The organism is Pseudomonas sp. Y24-6, assembly GCF_020295325.1.
Classification (GTDB): Bacteria; Pseudomonadota; Gammaproteobacteria; order Pseudomonadales; family Pseudomonadaceae; genus Aquipseudomonas; species Aquipseudomonas gregormendelii.
Genome location: NZ_JACBXG010000007.1, coordinates 54,304 through 73,973 on the forward strand (window position 1 = coordinate 54,304; position 19,670 = coordinate 73,973).

General features: G+C 62.5%; 20 protein-coding genes. 3 read left to right on the plus strand and 17 right to left on the minus strand.

Going from position 1 to position 19,670, the window contains the following annotated elements:
• Positions 1 to 58 precede the first annotated feature (58 nt).
• The 14 genes from HYI44_RS15015 to HYI44_RS15080 form a co-directional block, all read right to left on the minus strand.
• Positions 59 to 1,261: a helix-turn-helix transcriptional regulator gene (locus HYI44_RS15015; protein WP_122839852.1), complete on the minus strand. Its 1,203-nt coding sequence runs from the start codon at positions 1,259 to 1,261 to the stop codon at positions 59 to 61.
• A 76-nt stretch (positions 1,262 to 1,337) separates the two neighbouring features.
• On the minus strand, positions 1,338 to 2,546 hold the full coding sequence (locus HYI44_RS15020; RefSeq protein ID WP_225569745.1) for an acetyl-CoA C-acyltransferase: 1,209 nt from the start codon (positions 2,544 to 2,546) through the stop codon (positions 1,338 to 1,340).
• A 6-nt stretch (positions 2,547 to 2,552) separates the two neighbouring features.
• Entirely contained in the window at positions 2,553 to 3,023 is a 471-nt protein-coding gene (locus HYI44_RS15025; protein WP_122839851.1) for a MaoC family dehydratase, read from the minus strand.
• 10 nt (positions 3,024 to 3,033) lie between these two features.
• Positions 3,034 to 3,819: an SDR family oxidoreductase gene (locus HYI44_RS15030; RefSeq protein WP_122839850.1), complete on the minus strand. Its 786-nt coding sequence runs from the start codon at positions 3,817 to 3,819 to the stop codon at positions 3,034 to 3,036.
• Positions 3,820 to 3,936: 117 nt separating this feature from the next.
• On the minus strand, positions 3,937 to 4,815 hold the full coding sequence (locus tag HYI44_RS15035) for an SDR family oxidoreductase (RefSeq protein WP_201146876.1): 879 nt from the start codon (positions 4,813 to 4,815) through the stop codon (positions 3,937 to 3,939).
• Positions 4,816 to 4,874: 59 nt separating this feature from the next.
• Entirely contained in the window at positions 4,875 to 6,026 is a 1,152-nt protein-coding gene (locus HYI44_RS15040; protein ID WP_225569746.1) for an acetyl-CoA C-acetyltransferase, read from the minus strand.
• Between the two features lie 3 nt (positions 6,027 to 6,029).
• Entirely contained in the window at positions 6,030 to 7,088 is a 1,059-nt protein-coding gene (locus tag HYI44_RS15045) for an acyl-CoA dehydrogenase family protein (protein ID WP_045058509.1), read from the minus strand.
• Between the two features lie 9 nt (positions 7,089 to 7,097).
• Complete coding sequence (locus HYI44_RS15050; RefSeq protein WP_225569747.1) at positions 7,098 to 8,261, minus strand: acyl-CoA dehydrogenase family protein; 1,164 nt, start codon at positions 8,259 to 8,261, stop codon at positions 7,098 to 7,100.
• A gap of 9 nt (positions 8,262 to 8,270) precedes the next feature.
• On the minus strand, positions 8,271 to 9,023 hold the full coding sequence (locus tag HYI44_RS15055) for an enoyl-CoA hydratase family protein (protein ID WP_122839845.1): 753 nt from the start codon (positions 9,021 to 9,023) through the stop codon (positions 8,271 to 8,273).
• Positions 9,020 to 10,132 (minus strand): NAD(P)H-dependent flavin oxidoreductase, encoded by a 1,113-nt coding sequence (locus HYI44_RS15060; RefSeq protein ID WP_225569748.1) that lies wholly within the window; start codon positions 10,130 to 10,132, stop codon positions 9,020 to 9,022. Before HYI44_RS15060 ends, HYI44_RS15055 begins: the two co-directional genes overlap by 4 nt.
• Positions 10,129 to 11,037: an enoyl-CoA hydratase gene (locus HYI44_RS15065; RefSeq protein ID WP_045058513.1), complete on the minus strand. Its 909-nt coding sequence runs from the start codon at positions 11,035 to 11,037 to the stop codon at positions 10,129 to 10,131. Before HYI44_RS15065 ends, HYI44_RS15060 begins: the two co-directional genes overlap by 4 nt.
• A gap of 15 nt (positions 11,038 to 11,052) precedes the next feature.
• Positions 11,053 to 11,850 (minus strand): CoA-transferase subunit beta, encoded by a 798-nt coding sequence (locus tag HYI44_RS15070; protein WP_045058514.1) that lies wholly within the window; start codon positions 11,848 to 11,850, stop codon positions 11,053 to 11,055.
• A gap of 12 nt (positions 11,851 to 11,862) precedes the next feature.
• Positions 11,863 to 12,738 carry a CoA transferase subunit A gene (locus HYI44_RS15075; RefSeq protein WP_225569749.1) on the minus strand — a complete coding sequence of 292 codons (876 nt, stop codon included), beginning with the start codon at positions 12,736 to 12,738 and terminating at the stop codon, positions 11,863 to 11,865.
• 12 nt (positions 12,739 to 12,750) lie between these two features.
• Complete coding sequence (locus tag HYI44_RS15080; protein WP_122839841.1) at positions 12,751 to 13,641, minus strand: VOC family protein; 891 nt, start codon at positions 13,639 to 13,641, stop codon at positions 12,751 to 12,753.
• Between the two features lie 199 nt (positions 13,642 to 13,840).
• Here HYI44_RS15080 and HYI44_RS15085 point away from each other — a divergent pair, with 199 nt between their 5' ends.
• Entirely contained in the window at positions 13,841 to 15,013 is a 1,173-nt protein-coding gene (locus tag HYI44_RS15085; protein ID WP_225569750.1) for an acyl-CoA dehydrogenase family protein, read from the plus strand.
• Positions 15,010 to 16,203: an acyl-CoA dehydrogenase family protein gene (locus HYI44_RS15090; protein WP_225569751.1), complete on the plus strand. Its 1,194-nt coding sequence runs from the start codon at positions 15,010 to 15,012 to the stop codon at positions 16,201 to 16,203. Before HYI44_RS15085 ends, HYI44_RS15090 begins: the two co-directional genes overlap by 4 nt.
• A 113-nt stretch (positions 16,204 to 16,316) precedes the next feature.
• On the opposite strand, the gene HYI44_RS15095 is transcribed toward HYI44_RS15090, so the two are convergent.
• The 3 genes from HYI44_RS15095 to HYI44_RS15105 are packed head-to-tail and all read right to left on the minus strand — an operon-like array spanning position 16,317 to position 18,474.
• A complete protein-coding gene (locus HYI44_RS15095) occupies positions 16,317 to 16,952 on the minus strand; it encodes a nuclear transport factor 2 family protein (RefSeq protein ID WP_225569752.1) in 636 nt (211 codons plus the stop codon).
• Positions 16,952 to 17,725: an SDR family NAD(P)-dependent oxidoreductase gene (locus HYI44_RS15100; protein ID WP_122839837.1), complete on the minus strand. Its 774-nt coding sequence runs from the start codon at positions 17,723 to 17,725 to the stop codon at positions 16,952 to 16,954. Before HYI44_RS15100 ends, HYI44_RS15095 begins: the two co-directional genes overlap by 1 nt.
• A gap of 14 nt (positions 17,726 to 17,739) precedes the next feature.
• The gene (locus HYI44_RS15105; protein WP_225569753.1) at positions 17,740 to 18,474 is read right to left on the minus strand and encodes an SDR family NAD(P)-dependent oxidoreductase; all 735 of its coding nucleotides are present in this window, start codon (positions 18,472 to 18,474) and stop codon (positions 17,740 to 17,742) included.
• Positions 18,475 to 18,749: 275 nt separating this feature from the next.
• Between HYI44_RS15105 and HYI44_RS15110 the strand changes: the two genes are divergently transcribed.
• The gene (locus HYI44_RS15110) at positions 18,750 to 19,583 is read left to right on the plus strand and encodes an alpha/beta fold hydrolase (RefSeq protein WP_122839836.1); all 834 of its coding nucleotides are present in this window, start codon (positions 18,750 to 18,752) and stop codon (positions 19,581 to 19,583) included.
• The last annotated feature ends 87 nt before the right edge of the window (positions 19,584 to 19,670 follow it).

Sequence of the window (19,670 nt, forward strand, 5' to 3'; positions counted from 1 at the left end):
GGCAAGGAAACCGAGAGCATCGTCCGCACGGACTAACGCATTGTGGCCTGGCCCCAAGTCACAGCCGAGACCCGGCCGGCTGGGGCGCACCTAGCGCTACCACGCTGTTGAGCATGATCCGCACCAGCTCGGTCTGGCGTCGGACACCCGTCTTGGAAAATATCGAACGCAGGTGCGCGCGTGCGGTATTGCGCCGGATATTCAGAATTTCCGAGGCGTCCTCAAGCGACAGGCCGTTGGCCAATTCCAGGGCGAGCGCGGTTTCTGCCGGGGTCAGGTTGTACAGCTGCGAAGTCAGCACCGTGCTCACCAGCGATTTGCTCACCGCGTCCCGCACATACACCACCACTGTAGGTTTACCGTGGCCTTCGAGCAGTTCCCGTGAAGGAATCAATTCCACTACTACGCCGAGGCTGACCTGTCCCGAAGGACGGGAAATCGACGTCGCCTCGGCCACCTGCACGCCCTTGGCGGCGCCTTGCCTGGCACGCTGGAAGGCATTGCGCACCAGGCGCGCCAGCTCCCGATTGTCACTGGGATAGGTAGCCTCCAGTCGACCTCCCACCACTTTAAGGCCGTCCTGACTGTCAAGGATTTCCCTGGCCACGGGGTTGAGTTGCACTACGCAGCCGTTCTCGTCGAGCACGAAGGTCGCCACTGCGAGGCGGCTGATCGTTTGCGAATACAGGCTGCCCAGAGACTCGCTGCGGTCCAGCAGCGAATACATATGCAAGGCCCGACGCAAATGGGGCAGCAACATGGCGCACAAGGCCCGCTCGGTCTCACTGAATGGTGGGTGGCCCTGTGGTCGATTGATCCGAAAACGCACGATGCCGCCATCCGGCATGCGTATATCGGCACCCAGCATGTGGTAACAATCGTAAGGTTGGCAGTACAGCAGGTAAAACGCCGAACTGGCCCATTCGGCATCGCTCATCAGCTCATCGATGGTGAATACCGTGTCGGTGGGCAAACCCTCGAACAGGGTAGATTTGGCGTAATAGGCGTAATGGTTGATGCCGCCCTGGCCCAATTCGACATCACCGGCAACCACCATCGGTGACAGCAACGGCTCATCCTGAACCCGCAGGATCAAGGTCACGAAATTAGCCTTGAACAGCGCGCGTATCTCGCGCAACGAGTCACTCAAGGAGGCCGTGTTCATCGACGAATCGTAGATGTTGCCAATGATCCGTTCGTACTCGGCCAACTCCAGGCCCATTTGCGCGAGGACCTGTGCATTGGGCATACAACTTTGCATATCCATTCCCCAGCAGCGGGCCCGACCCGCGGGCCCCCATGGCTTTAATCGAACGTGCGGCCGCGTCCCGCTCGCTTCACGGCAGTTCGAACAGGCCGGCGGCGCCCATTCCGCCACCGATGCACATGGCAATCACCACATAACGCGCACCGCGCCGCCGCCCTTCGAGCAAGGCATGGCCCACCATCCGCGCGCCGGACATACCGAATGGGTGACCGATGGCAATCGCCCCGCCGTTGACGTTCAGGCGCTCTGCCGGGATCTGCAGCGCATCGCGACAATGCAACACCTGGCAGGCAAAAGCCTCGTTGATCTCCCACAGGCCAATATCCCCCACCGCCAGGCCGAAACGCTTGAGCAGCTTGGGTATGGCGATCACCGGACCGATGCCCATTTCCTCGGGCGCGCATCCACCCACGGCAATGCCACGGTAGATGCCCAAAGGCGTCAATCCGCGACGCTTGGCCTCGGTACGACTCATCAACAGACTGGCCGCAGCACCGTCAGAGAACTGCGAGGCGTTGCCGGCGGTGACGAACGTCCCCTGCTCGATCCATTTACCGTCCTTCCACACCGGCTTCAGGTTTGCCAGGTCTTCAAGGCGCGTACTCGGTCGGTTGCATTCGTCACGCAGGACCTGCACGCGCTCATGACCATTGGGCTGGCCATCAGCGGCGAACAGCAGCTTGTCCACGCTCAGGCCCACGATTTCCTCATCAAAGAGCCCGTCTCGTTGAGCAGCAGCCGTGCGCAGCTGGCTTTGCAATGAATACTCATCCTGGGCGGCGCGACTGATGCCATAACGACGGGAGACGATCTCGGCGGTTTCAATCATCGGGATATAGGCGCTGGGCATCACCTGCAGCACCGCTTCGGATTGGGCGCGGAAGCTGTTTTTGTGTTTGGTCTGGGTCAGCGACAAGGACTCGACGCCGCCGCCAATGGCAATATTCATCTCGCCACTCATGATGCTCTTGGCAGCTACGCCGATACTCATCAGCCCCGAGGCGCACATGCGGTCCAGCGCCATCCCCGGCACACTGTCCGGCAAGCCACCGGTGTAGGCACAGAGCCGACCGATGTTATAGGCCTGGGTGCCCTGTTGAACCGCCGCACCCATGATTACATCTTCTACGTCCCCAGGCTCAATGCCGGCACGTTCGACCACCGCGCGTACCACATGCCCACCCAGCACTGGCGCCTCGGTATCGTTGAACGATCCACGAAACGATTTGGCCAGCGCTGTACGGGCGGTGGCGACGATGACGACTTCATTCAGGTCCATGGAAACTCACTCGCAAATTGGGTTGAAGGTATAGCGGCTGATGGTGTCGATTACGCAGCCCGGGCGCGCCTGGCCTTCGACTTCCACGGTGATGCGCACCACCAGTTGCACGGCATCGCCCACTGGCTCGGCGCGGATAATCTGGCCGCTGCCGCGCACCCGCGAGTCGACCTTGACCGGGGCCGGGAAGCGCACCCGATCGCTGCCGTAGTTGACGCCCATGGTCATGTTTGAAAGGGTCAACAACTGCGGCATGAAGAGGTTGGCCAGGGACTGGGTCAGGTAGCCGTGGGCAATGCAGGTGCCGAACGGCCCGTTGGCGGCGCGTATCGGATCGACATGAATCCACTGGTGGTCACCCGTGGCCTCGGCGAACAGATCGATGCGTTCCTGGTTGATGGTCAGCCAGGCGGTGTGGCCCAGGTCCAGGCCTTCGGCCGCAAGCAGAGCCTGGGCGCTACTGAAAAGGTGACTCATGAGCGTGCCCTCAAGCTTGTTGTGAACTGACTGACAGCACTTCACCGACCATGTAGGAGGCGTAGTCGCTGGCCAGGAACATCATCACGTTGGCCACCTCCCATACTTCGGCGGCACGACCGAACGCTTCGCGCCCTGCCAGGCTGGCAAGCAATTCTTCGCTGGAGGCTTTCTTGAGAAAATCGTGCAGGGCAATCGACGGCGATACCGCATTGATGCGCACGCCAAACTCAGCGGCTTCCAGGGCGCTGCAGCGGGTCAGGGCCATTACGCCGGCCTTGGCCGCAGCGTAATGCGCCTGTTCCTTTTGGGCCCGCCAACCGAGCACCGAGGCGTTATTGACGATGGCTCCTGCGCCGCGGCGCTGCATGTGCGGCAACATCGCCCGAGTCATGCGGAAGGTGCCCGTCAATGTCACGTCCAGCACCCGCAACCACTCTTCGTCGCTCATCTCTACCACACGCTTCTGGCCACCCAGCCCCGCGTTGTTGATCAGCACATCGACCCCGCCCAGAGCCTCTTCGGCCGCCGCCACCAAGGCCTGGACTTCGTCTTCTATCGTGACATTGCACAGCTGGCCGTAGATCGCCTGCAGGCCGGTCTCGCCCTTGAGGCGCGCTACCGCCTCTTCCAGGCGCCGCGGGTGAACGTCGGAAATCATCAGCGCCCGACAACCTTCCTCGGCACTGCGTCGGGCCGCTGAGTAACCGATACCGGCACCGGCCGCGGCGGTGATCAATACCGACTTGCCGGCCAGTAATTGATGACCGGGAACATAAGGGGGGGCTTGTTTCACAGCGTCTACCTCCGAAGAAATCAATACGCTGCAGTTTTACGGAGCGGGCCAAGCGGGCACATCGTCAAAATGGGGTATGAAGGTCGAGAACGTTGACGTGAACAAAGGGTCGGGGCTTCAGCTGCCCCAGACTTTCTGTGCCTTGGGCGCTTCAGCGAGAATCGAGTCCACGGCCGCACCAATCTCTTCGACCTGCCACAACGCGCCTTTATCGCGGGTGACGCCCGTGCGCCAGCCGTCTCCCAGGGAGATCCTCCCGCCCTGGCTTTCGAAGACCTGGCCGCTGACATGGGCCGACGCCGGGCTGCCAAGCCACACCACCAGCGGCGCGACATTTTCCGGCGCCCAGGCATCGAAGCTGTCGTCCTCAGGCTTTTTCACCACGTCGGGCATGGCACTCTCGGTCATCGAGGTACGTGCCGCCGGGGCCAACGCGTTGGCGGTGACACCGTAGCGCGCCAGCTCCGCCGCTTGCACCAGGGTCAGCGAAGCGATGCCGCCCTTGGCCGCCGAATAATTGGACTGTCCCACCGAGCCTTGCAGGCCGGCGCCGGAGCTGGTGTTGATGATACGGGCGTCGACAGGGGTGCCGGCCTTGGCAAGGTCGCGCCAGCGCCGACCGAGAATGTTGGCCAGGCAATAATGACCCTTGAGGTGGACGCGCATAACCATGTCCCAGTCTTCTTCACTGAGGCTGATGAACATGCGGTCGCGCAAGACGCCAGCGTTATTGATCAGCACATGTACTTCACCAAACGCGGCCAACGCCGCATCGACGATGCGCTGCGCAGTGGCCAGTGTGGTGATGTCGTCGCTGCTGGCAATGGCCTGGCCGCCGCTCGCGCGAATTTCACCTGCCACATCTTCTGCGGCATCGGCGCGAATATCGTTGACCACGACATTGGCCCCTTGCGCGGCGAACGCCAGGGCATAGGCGCGACCGAGCCCGCCTCCGGCCCCGGTGATGATCACGGTACGGTCTGCACAAATAGCCATGTTTTACTCCTCTGGATTTGGGTGGACACGCATCCGAAGCGGCGGCCCACGTAAAAGAATTACAGCCGTTCGATGATGGTCACGTTGGCCTGGCCACCGCCTTCACACATGGTTTGCAAACCATAGCGCCCACCGCTGCATTCCAGTTCGTTGAGCAGCGTGGTCATCAGCCTTGCTCCGGTTGCGCCCAGCGGATGCCCCAAGGCAATTGCCCCGCCATTGACATTGGTGCGTGCCGGGTCGTAATCCAGCTCTTTGGCCCAGGCCATGACCACAGAAGCAAAGGCCTCGTTGATCTCTACCCGGTCGATGTCAGCCATGCTCAGCCCGCTTTTGGCCAAAGCCCGGCGTGTCGCCGCAATCGGTGCGGTGAGATGCCAGATTGGATCGTCACCCAGCACCGTCAGGTGATGAATCCGCGCCCGTGGCGTCAAGTCGTAGCGTTTGAGCGCCGCCTCCGACACCACCAAAAGCGCAGCTGAGGCGTCGCAGGTCTGGCTGGACACGGCGGCGGTGATCGATGGGTACTGAGGGTCCACCGGCTGCAGTTCAGCCATCTTTACCAGGCTGCTGTGCCGCGGGGTTTCATCCACCGCGAGGCCCTGGCAGGCGACGATTTCCCGAGCAAATCGCCCGCTGGCAATGGCCGCCAATGCACGTTCGTGGCTTTGCAGGGCAAAGGCTTCCATTTGCTCGCGACTGATCTGCCAATGATCGGCAATCCGTTGCGCGGCGTAGAACTGGTTCACCGGTTGCTGACCAAAGCGAGCACGCCAGCCAACGCTGCCCGAGAATGGATCGGCAAAGCCCAGGGGCTGGCCGGCCAGCATCGCGGAGGAAATCGGGATTTGGGTCATGGTTTGCACGCCGCCCACTGCGACCACATCCTGGGTGCCGCTCATCACCGCCTGCGCGGCAAAATGCAGCGCCTGTTGCGATGAACCGCATTGACGATCCACAGTGGTGCCGGGAACCGTCATAGGCAAGCCTGCGGCCAGCCAGCTGGTGCGGGCTATATCGCCGGCCTGGGAGCCGATGGTGTCGACGCACCCGAATATCACGTCGTCGTAGTCTTGCGCGGGGATCACGTTACGCTCCACCAGTGCCTTGAGCACATGGGCGCCCAGGTCAATCGCGTGGATCTCGCTCAACGAGCCCTTGCGCTTGCCGGTGGGGCTGCGCAGTGCATCTACAATGTAAGCCTGTGGCATGACTCATTCCTCGAAAGTGTGTCCAGGCCCCAGGCCAGTAGTGTCGGCGAACAAGTAGTCGCTGACGCGGTTTTTGTGAAAGCCGCGGTCGCCCCAGGATGCATCCAGGGCCCAGGCGCGCTTCATGAACATCTGCAAGTCGACTTCCCAGGTGTATCCCATTGCGCCGTGAACCTGGATGCCTTTGCGGGCAGCGATCCAGCTCGCCTCATTCGCCGCCAGGCGGGCCTGGGAGACCCATACGCCCGCATTGACGTCGCACCGGGCCAGGGCATGTGCGGCGCGGTACAGCACGGGTTTGGCCTGTTCGATGTAGCGGGCGACATCGGCCAGGTGATGCTTGACTGCCTGGAAGCTGCCGATCGGCTTGCCGAACTGTTTACGCTGGGCCACGTAGTCCACGGACAGGTCCAGCATGCGTTGCGCCAATCCCAGCAGTTGCCCGGCCACCGACAGCGCGCCACGGTCCAGCAGACGGTCCTGCAAAGCACGCCCCTGCTCGCCACTGGCCACACAGGTCGCCGGCGTTGGGATCCACTTCACCTCACCCAGGCGGCGCGAAGCGTCGATGCTCGGATGGTTTTCTACTTCAACCTGGGAGCGCGGCACCACGTGGATCTCATCGCCATGGGTGAGCAGCAGTACTTCTGCCAATTGCGCATCGCTGACCAGCAAATTGACCGGATGACTGATCGCCATGCGCAAGCTCCCATCGGCGATCCGGGGCAGCAGTTCGGCGCGGGCCGGGTGACCTGCGGGCAGGCCCGCAAGTAAGCCACTGGCAACATAAGCGGTGTCGGCCAATGAATCGGGAATGGCGTAGTAACCCAGCTCCTGGGTCATCAGTGCCCAGGTCACATCATCCATGCCCAGGCCGCCCTCGGCCTCGGGCACTGACAAGGCAGTCAGGCCCTGGCCGGCGATCTTGTTGCGCAGGTCCCGCGAGCGGCCGGCATCGGTTTCCCAGATTTCCCGAAGCATTTCCGGGGCGGCTTCGGTCATCAGGAATCGACTGATGGCCTCGTGAAACGCCAACTGGTCATCGTTAAAAGTGAAGTCCATGGCGGTTCCTTATTTCGGCAAGCCGAGCATGCGCTCGGCAATGATGTTGCGCTGGATTTCGTTGGTACCGGCGTAGATCGGCCCCGACTGGGCGAACAGGAAACCCTCCAGCCAGCCGGCCGCATCGCCGTCCTGGGAGGCCTTGCCCACCAGCTCGCCGCGCCCACCGAGAATGCGCATGGCAGTCTCGTGCATCTTCAGATCCAGCTCTGACCAGATGATCTTGTTGATGCTCGACTCGGCGCCGATCTGCTCGCCTCGGCTCAGGCGGCCCACGGTGTGATAGGCCGACAGCGCGTAGGCTTCAGCGCCCATCCAGGTCTCCAGCACGACATCGCGCAGGCTTGGGTCGCGGTCGGCGCTGGCGCGGTGTGCCTTGTACAGGGCCACGAGCTTGCGTGCCGTGGCCTGGAAGCGCGCGGGCGAGCGCAGTAACAGGCCGCGCTCGAAACCGGCGGTGGCCATTGCCACGTGCCAGCCCTGCCCCTCGGTACCGATACGGTTAGCCACCGGCACCCGCACGTCATCGAAAAACACCTCGGCGAAGGCGTCCTTGCCGTTGAGCGCCTTGATCGGGCGAATGCTCACTCCCGGTGCGTCCAGCGGCACCATGATGAACGAAAGCCCGTGGTGCCGGCTCGATCCTGGCTCGCTGCGGAACAGCCCGAACAGCCAGTCGGCGTAGATCGCCCGGGTTGACCAGGTTTTCTGCCCATTGATGACGTAGTGGTCGCCGTCGATCAGGGCCTTGCTGGTGATTGCCGCCATGTCGGACCCCGCATTGGGTTCCGACCAGCCTTGCGCCCACATGTCCAGGCTGGCGGCCATACGCGGCAGGAAACGCTGCTTCTGCTCCGGCGTGCCGAATTCCATCAGGGTCGGCCCCAGCAACAGCTGGCCGTTCTGATTGACACGCATGGGGGCTCCGGCGCCGTAATACTCTTCCTCGAAGATCAGCCACTCGATCAGGTCGCTACCGCGTCCGCCCAGATTGGCTGGCCACATCACCATCGACCAGCGGCTCTCGAACAGCTTGGCCTCCCACGCGCGGTGCTGTTCAAAACCTTCGCGAGTGTCGTAGCTGGCCAGCGGCTCGCGTGGCAGGTTGGCTGCCAGCCAGGCCCGCACTTCGGCGCGGAAAGCGATTTGCTTTGGGGTATAAGTCAGGTCCATGGCGTTATCTCAGAACTTGGCGTCGCGTTTTTCAACGAAGGCCCGGCGCGTTTCCGCGGAGTCCGGGCTGCTATAGGCCTGCATGGTGAAGCCCTGTTCCCAGCGGTATTTGTCTTCCAGGTTGCCGTCCTCGATACCGTTCAAGGCTTCCTTGGCGATGCGGATCATGCCCGGGCTTTTCTCGGCAATTTTTGCCGCAATGCCCAGGGCGGTTTCGCGTAATTGATCCTTGCTGACAATTCGCTCGATGAAGCCGTATTGCAGGGCTTCGGGGGCACTGATGCTGTCGCCGGTGAAAAACAGGTAACGGACTTTTTGCACCGGGAACAGGCGCTGCAGATGCGCACCGCCGCCCATGGCACCGCGGTCGACTTCCGGTAAGGCAAAGGTCGCGCATTCGGAGGCGACAACAATGTCCGCCGCACCAGTGATGCCAATGCCGCCGCCCAGGACAAAACCATGGACCGCGACAATCACCGGCACCGGGTTGCGATGCACGGCCTTGAAGGTGGCGTAGTTACCGGCATTGACCTCGACGATCCGCTCCGGGTACTTGTCCAGCTCCTTGATGTCGACTCCGGCGCAAAAGCCCCGGCCCTCGGCGCGAATCACGATCACCCGCACTTCGGGATTGGCCCCAAGGGCTTCGATCTGCTGCGCCAGGGCCTGCCACTCCTGGCTGTCGAGGGCGTTGACCGGGGGCTTGGCGATCACCAGTTCAGCGATGCCCTGATTGAGTTGTGTGGTAAATGCCTGGGTCACAGGTGTTCTCCGATACTGGCGGGACGATTCGATGGGAGGTGCTGGCTGCGTGCCAGGAGCGTATCCAGGCAGTGCTGTGCCTCACCGGCGATGCCTTCGATCACCTCGCGGCAACTGAGCAATTCACCAATCGCAGCGGCGACCTGGCCACTGGGCAGGATGCCCTCGTCCGGTGCGCCATCGACCATGGAGCGCTGCAACAGCACCGGCTGGTTGGCAGCCATCACCACCTGCGACAGCTGCGATGGGTCTTCGCGTAGTGCACGCACGAACACTGAGGCCATGTGCGCCAGGCTCATGCCGGTTTGCTGCTTCCACTGCCACGCACTGCCCAGGGCGATGCGCAGGCGACCGAAGGGGCCCGCCTTTTCGAGGTGATTGATAAAGCGGTTTTCGATCATCCGGTGGCGCATGCCATCGACCGCAGTGGTCACACGCACCTGCTGCGGATCCTTGACCTTCAGGTAGCGCTCAAGTGTCGCGGCCGGAGTCGGCGATTCGCGGGTCATGAGAAACCGTGTGCCCATGGCGATTCCCGCTCCACCGGCAGCCAGTACCGAAGCCAGGCCACGACCAGTGGCGAACCCGCCGGCCGCGATGACCGGCACCCCGACGGCCGCCAATACCTGGGGCAGCAGGATCGAACTGGGTACGCCGCCGGTATGGCCGCCGCCCTCGCCGCCCTGGACAGTGATCAGGTCGGCCCCCAGTTCCACGGCCTTGAGCGCATGTTTCAGCGCGCCCACGGTGGGAATACACAGCACCTTGGCCGCCTTGAAGCGAGCGATGGTCTGTTTGTCCGGACCACGCCCGTAGCTCACGGCGCGCAAGCGGTACTGAATCGCCAGGTCGACACACTGCGCAGCGTTGTCCTGGAACATATGGAAATTGAGCCCAAAATTGCTGCCGCCGGTGGCGTCGATCACCTTGCGGATTTCGCCTTCCAGCTCATCAGCCGGGATGGTCGCCCCGGCCAGGAAACCGAAGCCCCCGGCCTGGGTCGTGGCGATCACCAGGTTGGCATCCGCGACCCAGCCCATGGCGGTCTGCACGATCGGGTAACGGCACCCAAGGGCTTCGGTCAGCGGTGTTTCCAACCAGCGGTTCATTGGTTTTCGTCCTCGGCCTGCTTGTTGGCGCGGGCCATCCCCTTGGCATCGAAACCGCCCAGCTTGTCGCCGGATAGCAATTCGTTATGGGCATGGGCAAAGTGGTGCCAGGCAAATACCGCATCCATCGCCGTGCGCTTACCTTGCAGGTCTTCGACGTGGTTGACCGCCTGTTTGGTCAGGGCCAGGCCCATGCGTGGCTGGCGGGCGATGCCTGCAGCCAGGGCGTAGGTCGCCTGTTCAAGCTCTTCACGCGGCACCAGGCGATTGACCATGCCCACCTGCCAGGCCCTGGTGGCGCTCATACGGTCACCGGTGAAGAGGAATTCCTTGGCGATACGCGGATTCATTTCGTAGGGGTGAGCAAAATACTCCACCCCCGGAATGCCCATACGCACCACCGGGTCCTGGAAGAATGCGTCGTCGCTGGCAACGATCAGATCGCAGACCCAGGCCAGCATCAACCCACCTGCCACACACGCGCCCTGGACCATGGCGATGGTCGGCTTGGGCAGTTCGCGCCAGCGCCGGCACATGCCCAGGTACACTTCCTGCTCGCGGGCATACAGTTGCTCGCCACCGGGTTTGTTGGTGTGGTCCCACCACAGGTGCGCGCGCTCGAACGGTTTGTCGATATCCCGACCGGGCGAGCCGATATCGTGGCCTGCGGAAAAGTGTTTGCCGTTGCCGCGCAGGACGATGACCTTGACGCTGTCGTCGTTCACCGCCTGGCGAAAGCAGGCATCCAGGGCATAAGTCATCTGCGAGTTTTGGGCGTTGTTGAAGGTCGGCCGGTTCAGCGTCAGCGTGGCGATGCCCTCGGCCACGCTGTACAGCACCGGGGTGTCCGTCTCGTAGACGGCGTTGTCCTGGCGGACGATGAATTCACTGTCGCTGCTGTGCATGGTCGTGTCCTTGCCTCAGGCCGTACGGATGCCGGGCGGATTGCCCTTGATCGCCGTAGCGCGGTAATCGTGGGGGTCGAGTCGACGGATCACGGCCAACTGCTCAGGGGTGGGATGCACGGTTTCGTGCAACTGCGCCGACTTGAGCAACGGGAAGCCGGTGTTCTCCTGGACCTGATCGAAACTCACGCCGGGGTGCAGCGAGCGGACCTGCACTGCACGCTGCGGTCCATTGAAATCCAACACGCACAAGTCGCTGACTACGCAGTCGATGTCCATCAAGTCGCGACGCGCACCTTCGGGCCAGCGCTCGGCCTTGAAGCCCACGCCGGAAACCATGTCGACTTCGCCACTGACGAACACCCGGGTGTTATGACTGGGTACGAAGAACGAATTCAGGTGGTTGATGCTGTTACCTGGCAAGCCGCGCACGCCGAGGATCGCGGTCTTGGGCTTTTGATAGTCGCCGACGCAGGACAGGTTGGTCTGGCCCCAGCGGTCGATCTGGGTCGGCCCGATCATCGCGTGGCGGCGTCCACCCCACACGCATTCGAAAACCCGCTCGAACGACATGTAACCCGAGTACCGTGGCACGTAGTCACCTCGTGGGCCCAGCGGGATCGGTTCTTCTACCAGAAACGCCTCGCTGTCGGTCATCAGCAGCTCGGGGCTGTGAGTCAGTTTGGCCAGGCTCGCGCCCAGGCGCGGAATCACGCCCAGGCCAGAGGCAATCACCTCGCCATTACCGCGCCAGGCCTCGGAGGCCGCGACGATCATCAGTTCAGCGAGGGTAAAATCACAGGTTGCAGACATGGTCGCTAATCCTCAGAACACGGGAAGGGGCAAGACGCCCATGGAGTCGGCACCGCCGTTCTGTGCCTGATAAGCCAGCTCGCCACCGGCAATGTAGGTCTGCACATAGTCCCGCCAGCCGTTCTCCGCCTGGCTGCTGGCGACATAACCCTTGAGGTGTTTGAGGTCCCATCCGTAATCAGGGGCGCACAGCGTCGGGTGCGCACCCAGAGGTGCATGCACCACACCGCTCACCAGGTAACGCTCGAAGGTGTTAAAACGGGCTTGATCGGCGCTCAGCTCCAGGCGCTCTTCCAAGCGTTCGCACGATACGAAACACTGCCTGGCAGCGCGGGCGAACAGGTGATCGAAATACGGGTCCGGACCTGTCACCAGGCAGTTACCCAAGCGGTCGGCGACATTGACGTGCAGGAACGCCACGTCGAGGTTGAGCGCCGGCATCGCCAGCAACACCTCGCCATCGGCATAAGGCGACTGGATCGTTTTGAGCTGCGAATTCAAGCGTGTGACGTCGGTGGCCAGGCCGCAGCGGGTCGGCAGGAATGGCAAGCGCATGCCAGCGGCGCGCAGCCCCCACTGGAACATACCTTCGTCCAACTCCATCAGTTCCAGCTCGCCAGCTTCGCGAGCTTTGCGGTAGTAGGGTTCCAGCGGAATGGCGTCGAGGGTAGCGAAGCCGAACACCAGCTTCTTCACCTTGCCGGCAGCGCATAGCATGCCCACTTCCGGGCCGCCATAGGCAACCACGGTGAGATCCTTGACCGGTGAGCGCAGGATCTCGCGCACGATAGCCATCGGCTTGCGCCGCGGGCCCCAGCCACCGAAACCGATGGTCATGCCATCGCGTAATTGAGCGACCGCATCGGCCGCTGTCAGTTGTTTGTTCATCAGGATCATTCCTTACTGATGGCCGACCGAAAAGTCGTGCCCCCAAATGCTCACACGGGTGAACTCGAACGCCGAATGCTCGGCCCAGTCGACTTGCAAACCGCCAAAGCCGTACTCCAGATCAAAACCGGACGGCGTCTTCATGTAGAAACTGGTCATGCGATCGTTGAGGTGCTGGCCGAGAGTCGCGGACAGGGACACGTCATGGGCGTGCAGACGATCGTGCGCCCGGCCGACCTCGGTCATCGAATCGACCTCGACCATCACATGCACGCAACCTGACGGCACCGGGTACTCGGCAAGTGCCAGGCTGTGGTGGCGGGCGTTTTGACAATGCAGAAAGTGAATGCGAACCGCCGGCACCGATGGGTCGGGACGAAAATTGAAAATATCCGAGAGCTCAAAACCCAGCACATCCTTGGCGAACGCCAGGGTGGCGTCGAAGTTTGGTGCTGGCAGGACCGTATGACCCAGGCCCATGTCACCGGTGATGAACCGCGGCACCCCTTGGGGCGACACAAACGGCAGGCAATCGGAGCGATGGCCCCAGCTCAGCTCATGACAGTTACCCGATGGGTCGGTGACCTTGATCAGCGCCTGTACACCGCGCTGCTCGACTTCGATCGCAGAGCCCGGCTGCCATTCGATGCCGGCGGCGCTCAGGTGCTCGAGTGCAGACTTGAAGGCCGACTCGTTGGCCAACTCCCATCCGGAAGCCAGATAACGCGCCTCGCTCCCTTCGACGATCAGCATACGAAACGGACGCTCGTCCATCTTCACGTACAGGCCACCACCTGGGGCCGCCTGCACTTGCATGCCCAGCACGTCTTCGGCGTAACGTTGCCAATGACTGAGGTTTTCGATCTGCGAGACGAAATAGCTCAAACCGCGAATGTCGATCATGCCTTGGTCCTCGTTGGCTGAATGGGCTTTCGTGGTTGGCATTGTGCAAAGCGCCGCCCAAGGCTTCATCGTCCGTTGAGACTAAGCAGAGCGCGGCACAACGATGCGCAGCGGGTCAGTACTAGTCCGTTTTAGTGATTCGAACACCTCCCTCAACGCCACAGACTCGCGCATCCATTCGCATTGCAGAGACCGCCCCATGGAGTTCGCTTTTACCGAAGAACACCTGATGATTCGCGATAGCGCCGAGCGTTTCCTCGCCCAGGCCAGCGACTCGCATGCCGTGCGCGCCGCCATGAGCCGGCCTGACGCTCATGATCCCGAGGTCTGGCAACGGATCGGCCAGGAACTGTACTGGCCGGCGCTGATGGTGCCGGAGCGCTTTGGCGGCATGGGCCTGGGTTTTGTAGAGCTGGCGATTCTGCTGGAACAAAGTGGTCGCTATCTGCTGGGTTCGCCGCTGTTCGCCACTGCCTGCCTGGCCACCCCGGCACTGCTGCTGGGGCACAACGAACCCGTAAAGGAGCACTGGCTGGGGGCGATTGCCGCCGGTCAAACACGTGCCACCCTGGCCTTCGCCAGCCTTCCGGGACTGGAGCCTGGCAGTGTGCAAGCCGTGGCCGCAACGCGCCCTGGAGGTTGGACCCTTGACGGCCACTACGCACAGGTCATCGACGGCGCCTGCGCCGACCTGCTGATCGTCGCCGCTCGCGCCCCCGGCACTCAGGGCGAACGAGGCATCAGCCTGTTCGTCTTGCCTGGCAACACGCCTGGCGTCGTACGTACCCCCCTGGCAACCCTGGACCAGACCCGTCGCCTTGCCCGCATTGAACTGCATCAGGTGCAGGTCAGCGAGTCACAACAACTTTGCGGTCCAGACCAAGGCTGGACGGTGCTGCGTAGCACCCTGCTGATTGCCACTGCCGGCCTTGCCGCCGAACAAACCGGGGGCGCGCAGCAGGCCCTGGACCTGACCCTGGCCTACATTGCTGAACGCCGGCAATTCAAGCGCACTATCGCCAGCTTTCAGGCAATCAAGCACCGCTGTGCCGACATGATGCTGCAAGTCGAGTGCGCCCGGTCGGCGGCCTACTATGCCGCCTGCGTGGCCCAGGAATGCCTGGCCCCCCAAGGCGATGCCGCCGTGGCCCAGGAGCTTGAGCAGGCCGCCGCCACGGCAAAAATCCATGCCAGCGAGGCGTTTTTCAACTGCGCCGCCGAGTCGATCCAGCTGCATGGCGGCGTCGGGTTCACCTGGGAATACGACCCACACCTGTATTTCAAACGAGCCCGCGCCAGCGAGCACCTGCTAGGCAGCCCGGCGTTGCACCGCGAGCGCCTGGCCACGCACCTGTTGGGAGAACAACCATGAAAATCGGATTCAGTCGTGCAGACGAAATGTTCCGTGAAGAAGTTTCCCGGTGGCTGGCCGAGCACCTGAGCGGGGAATTTGCCCCACTGCGCTTTCGCGGCGGTCCGGGGGATGAACACAGCTTTCCTGAGGAGCGCAAGGCCTGGGAGCGCCGGCTTGCCGCAGGTGCCTGGATCGGCGTCGGCTGGGCCAGGGAGCACGGCGGACGAGGACTTTCCATCAGCCAGCAGGTGATCTTCCATGAGGAGTATGCCCGCGCCGGTGGCCCCGGGCGCATGGGGCATATCGGCGAAGGCCTGGTCGGCCCGACACTCGCCGCCTTCGGTACCCCGGCGCAGCAAAAGCGCTTGCTGCCCGGGATCCTCGACGGCCGCCAATTCTGGTGCCAGGGCTATTCGGAACCCGGAGCCGGTTCGGACCTTGCCAACGTACAGACCCGGGCGAAACTGGATGCCACGGGTGAACACTGGCTGATCAGCGGGCAGAAGGTCTGGACCTCCCTGGCCCACGAAGCCGATTGGTGTTTCGTGCTGGCGCGCACCGAGGCCGGCAGCCAAGGGCATCACGGCTTGTCATTCCTGTTGGTGCCGATGGCCCAGGACAGCATCCGCGTACAACCGATCCAGCAACTGACCGGCACGAGTGAATTCAACGAGGTGTTCTTCGACCAGGCCATCACCAGTGCCGATAACCTGATCGGACAACCAGGCGATGGCTGGAAGATCGCCATGGCGCTCCTGGGTTTTGAGCGCGGCGTATCCACACTGGGTCAGCAGATGCAGTTTCACAACGAACTCGATGAGATCATCCGCATCGCCCGCGCCAACGGCGCCGCACGCGACCCGCTGCTGCGCCAGCGCATCGCCCAGGCCTGGAGCGGGCTCAAGGTATTGCGCTACAACTCTTTGCGCATGCTCTCAGGCCCTCAAGACGGTAGCCTCAGTCGCGAAGCGATGATCTACAAACTGGCCTGGTCCACCTGGCACAGCGACCTGGGCAAACTGGCGATGGACGTACTGGGCGATGACGGGGAAATCCTCGACGGCGCGCCTTACCAGCTCAGTCGCCTGCAGTCGCTGTTCCTGTTTACCCGCTCCGACACCATCTATGGCGGCAGCAATGAGATTCAGCGCAACGTGATTGCCGAAAGGGCATTGGGCATGCCACGTGAACCACGAGGCCCTCATTAACAACAGCGCCTGAAAAGATTGATGCTTGCGTGAGATGCAGACACAGCAAGGGGGAGCAAGCTCCCCCTTCTGATTTCACTGGTAACGCTCCCTGCTCGGGAACGATCGGCCCTTCAGCGCACACGAATCCTGGGGGCATCGGCCCCGCGACGCAGCGCTTTGAGAAAGCCTTCCAGAGGTGCCGGCTCGGCGATCTGCGGCAAGGCGTCCTTGTCCGGGCGCTGTCTCCAGAAATCATCCCAGGAAGGGAAAAGTTCGTGGAAGGAGCCGGCGTACGGTTCGCGCCCTGGCCAGCGCATTTTCAAACCGCCGATGGGTGGTTTGTTCAGGTCGGTCGCATACCAGTAGCATGGCAAGCGGCGACGGAAGCACCAGCGCCCGTCGATTCGCTCATAGTCGTCCCAGTACAGCATCTGCATGATGACCCACTCGGGACCGGTCTCATGTTCGTTCTTCGAATACACCACGCCGGTGGCGTGATCGGCATCGCTGAACTCAATGATGTGTTGGCCCAAGTGATGTGAAGTGCCGTGAAATTGCTTGCGCATGGTTTCGTCCAGCCACACCTTCAGGTGCGCCCGGCCGCTCTTGTCGCGCCCCACGCGCACGTCCGGCGCGAAGCAGTTGGCCATGGCGTCCATATCACGCATGTCCAGCGCCAGGGCATATTTGCCGGCCAGTTGACGAATCGCGTCCAGCGACTCCAGTCGATCGATGCGCGCAAGCAATGCGCTCGAGTCCTGGCTCATCAGTCGAGCACCGTGTACAGGTCCGAACCGCGCCCGCCGTCGACCGCCAGGCTGGCGCCGGTGACGTACGAAGCCTCGTCGCTGGCCAGAAACAGAATCGCGTTGGCCAGCTCCACCGGCAGGCCGACCCGTTTCATCGGGATCACTTTTTCAGTGTTGGTACGGGTCTTGGCGTCACCCAGCATACCGGCTGTGGCCGGGGTATCGACCACGCCCGGGATGATCACGTTGCAGCGAATGTTGTGCGGTGCGCCTTCGCTGGCCGCCGCACGGCTGAAGTTGATGACCGCCGCCTTGGCCGCGGAGTAGCCGGCCATCCAGGCGGTGCCGAACAGGCCGCAGATAGACGCGATATTGACGATCGAACCACCACCCTGCTCTTTCATCAACTGCATCGCGGTACGGGTACCCCAGAAGGTGCCGTCCACGGTGGTCGCAAAGTTGGCATGCCAGTCTGCGGTGGTCATTGTGTCGATACCACCCCACGTGTAAGCCATGGCGTTGTTGACCAGAATGTCCAGACGCCCGTGCCGTTGTGCAGTCGCTTGAAGCGCGTCGACGTAGGCCTGCTCATCGCTGACATCGGCCACGGCGATGTCGGCCTGCCCACCCTGGGCCCGGATTTTCTCCTGCACACCTTGCAACGGTTCGATGCGACGACCGCACAACACCACAGTGGCGCCCTCTTCGGCGAATCGCAGCGCGGTGGCTTCGCCAATGCCGGAACCGGCGCCGGTAACGAAGGCGATTTTTCCTTGTAAACGCTTGCTCATGAGTGTCTCCCTGATTAGATAAAGGCCATGCCACCGTTGACGGCGATGTTCTGCCCGGTCATGAAGCTGGCGTCTTCGCTGGCCAGGAACACCGCGACCCTGGCGATCTCGTCGGTTTCGCACATGCGGCCCAGGGGCACGTTTTTCAGCAGCGCCTGCATGTAGTCATCGGGGATGCCCGCCATCATTGGGGTGTTGGTGGGCCCCGGTACCAGGGTGTTGACGCGTATGCCACTGGCTGCCAGTTCACGGGCAATTGAGCGAGTCAGGCCCATCACCCCGGCTTTCGAGGCACAGTAGTGGCTTGGGCCATCACCGGTCAGCGCGGCGGTGCTGGAGAGGTTGATGATTGCGCCCTTGCGGCCACCCTTGACCATCAGCCTGGCGCCTTCACGGCAGCACAGGAAGGTTCCACCCAGGTTGACCCCGATCACCCGCGCCCAGCTCTCGTCCGGGGTATCGAGGAAGCTGTCCAGCGCGCCGACGCCGGCGTTGTTGACCAGGATGTCGAGGCCGCCAAAGTGCTGCTCCGCCTGGCCCATGGCGTCCGCCACAGACGCACCGTCACCGACGTTACAGGCCAGGGCCAGTACCTGCTCACCCAGATCTGCCAGGCTCTCGGCCAGGGCCGCCTGATTGAGGTCGACAGCCACCACCTTGGCGCCTTCGGCGACAAAACCACGCACGATGGCCTGGCCCATGCCTTGGGCGGCACCGGTCACGAACGCCACTTTGTTGAGTAACTTCATAGCAATCTCCGAATGTGCAAATACGCTGCGGCCCGCTGCCCTTGCAATGGAGCCGTCCCCTGCATGATTAGCGGTAAGCGCCTGGGCACACATCGTCCGATGGGACTAGCGCCTGAGTGGTCTGAACGGACGATGTGTGCAGCGCTGTCAGCCCCCAGCATTAGCATTGCGCGCACCACGTCAGTCTTCGCGTTCCCCTTCAACTCGCTGCATTCAATCGGCTGCAGTGCCTGGCGTGGCTGCGCGTCATGAATCCGCAGACAATGGAGAACCCCATGAACCAATCCGTAGACTTGCCCCTGCCCGTCGGCCATTACGCAAACCTGCCAAACGGCCTGTGTCTGCACTATCTGGATGAGGGCGCAGGCCCCGTGGTGCTGTGGCTGCACGGCAGCGGGCCGGGCGCCAGTGGCTTCAGCAACTTCAAAGGCAACTACCCGCAATTGGCAGCCGCGGGCTATCGCAACATCGTGCTTGACCTCCCGGGTTTCGGCCGATCGGACAAGCCCGAGGACGTCCAGTACAACCTCGATTTTTTCGTCGACTGCGTGGCCGCGTTCCTGGAGTGCATCGGCGTGCGGCGTTGCACGCTGCTGGGTAATTCATTGGGGGGCGCGATCGCCCTTGGCCTGGCCCTGCGCCTGCCGCAACTGCCACAGAGCCTGATCCTGCTGGCTCCGGGCGGTGTCGAAGAACGCGAGACGTACTTCAAGATGGAAGGCATCGTACGCATGGTCAGCCTGTTCAGCGCTGGCCCCATCGGAATGGAAGAGATGCGCAGCATGATGCGCCTGCAGCTGTTCGACGATTCGATTCTGCCGGAAAGCCTGCTACAGGAGCGCGTAGCGGTGGCAGTGACCCAGCCCAAAAACCTGTTCAGCACCATGATGGTTCCGAACATGCAGGCGCGCCTGGGTGAGATCCAATGCCCGATCCTGGGCTTCTGGGGTACCAACGATCACTTCAACCCTGTCAGTGGTGCCCAGCGCATCATTGACGGTGCGGCCAATGCCCGGTTTATCGTGCTCAACCGTTGCGGGCATTGGGTCCAGGTGGAACACCGGGAATTGTTCAACCGCAGCTGCATCGACTTCCTGCAACACGGTTGATCCGGGCGGCGCGGTGTACGTGCTGCACCGCGTAATCTGTCTTCTCCGGCAAGCCTCGTTCCCCCGGAGCCAGGCCTTGACGTATAT

Excerpts from the sequence above, each read along its gene's own strand:
- HYI44_RS15015 (WP_122839852.1), bottom strand. The coding sequence starts at position 1,261 with ATGCAAAGTTGTATGCCCAATGCACAGGTCCTCGCGCAAATGGGCCTG.
- HYI44_RS15020 (WP_225569745.1), bottom strand. The coding sequence starts at position 2,546 with ATGGACCTGAATGAAGTCGTCATCGTCGCCACCGCCCGTACAGCGCTG.
- HYI44_RS15025 (WP_122839851.1), bottom strand. The coding sequence starts at position 3,023 with ATGAGTCACCTTTTCAGTAGCGCCCAGGCTCTGCTTGCGGCCGAAGGC.
- HYI44_RS15035 (WP_201146876.1), bottom strand. The coding sequence starts at position 4,815 with ATGGCTATTTGTGCAGACCGTACCGTGATCATCACCGGGGCCGGAGGC.
- HYI44_RS15040 (WP_225569746.1), bottom strand. The coding sequence starts at position 6,026 with ATGCCACAGGCTTACATTGTAGATGCACTGCGCAGCCCCACCGGCAAG.
- HYI44_RS15045 (WP_045058509.1), bottom strand. The coding sequence starts at position 7,088 with ATGGACTTCACTTTTAACGATGACCAGTTGGCGTTTCACGAGGCCATC.
- HYI44_RS15050 (WP_225569747.1), bottom strand. The coding sequence starts at position 8,261 with ATGGACCTGACTTATACCCCAAAGCAAATCGCTTTCCGCGCCGAAGTG.
- HYI44_RS15060 (WP_225569748.1), bottom strand. The coding sequence starts at position 10,132 with ATGAACCGCTGGTTGGAAACACCGCTGACCGAAGCCCTTGGGTGCCGT.
- HYI44_RS15065 (WP_045058513.1), bottom strand. The coding sequence starts at position 11,037 with ATGCACAGCAGCGACAGTGAATTCATCGTCCGCCAGGACAACGCCGTC.
- HYI44_RS15070 (WP_045058514.1), bottom strand. The coding sequence starts at position 11,850 with ATGTCTGCAACCTGTGATTTTACCCTCGCTGAACTGATGATCGTCGCG.
- HYI44_RS15075 (WP_225569749.1), bottom strand. The coding sequence starts at position 12,738 with ATGAACAAACAACTGACAGCGGCCGATGCGGTCGCTCAATTACGCGAT.
- HYI44_RS15080 (WP_122839841.1), bottom strand. The coding sequence starts at position 13,641 with ATGATCGACATTCGCGGTTTGAGCTATTTCGTCTCGCAGATCGAAAAC.
- HYI44_RS15085 (WP_225569750.1), top strand. The coding sequence starts at position 13,841 with ATGGAGTTCGCTTTTACCGAAGAACACCTGATGATTCGCGATAGCGCC.
- HYI44_RS15090 (WP_225569751.1), top strand. The coding sequence starts at position 15,010 with ATGAAAATCGGATTCAGTCGTGCAGACGAAATGTTCCGTGAAGAAGTT.
- HYI44_RS15095 (WP_225569752.1), bottom strand. The coding sequence starts at position 16,952 with ATGAGCCAGGACTCGAGCGCATTGCTTGCGCGCATCGATCGACTGGAG.
- HYI44_RS15100 (WP_122839837.1), bottom strand. The coding sequence starts at position 17,725 with ATGAGCAAGCGTTTACAAGGAAAAATCGCCTTCGTTACCGGCGCCGGT.
- HYI44_RS15105 (WP_225569753.1), bottom strand. The coding sequence starts at position 18,474 with ATGAAGTTACTCAACAAAGTGGCGTTCGTGACCGGTGCCGCCCAAGGC.
- HYI44_RS15110 (WP_122839836.1), top strand. The coding sequence starts at position 18,750 with ATGAACCAATCCGTAGACTTGCCCCTGCCCGTCGGCCATTACGCAAAC.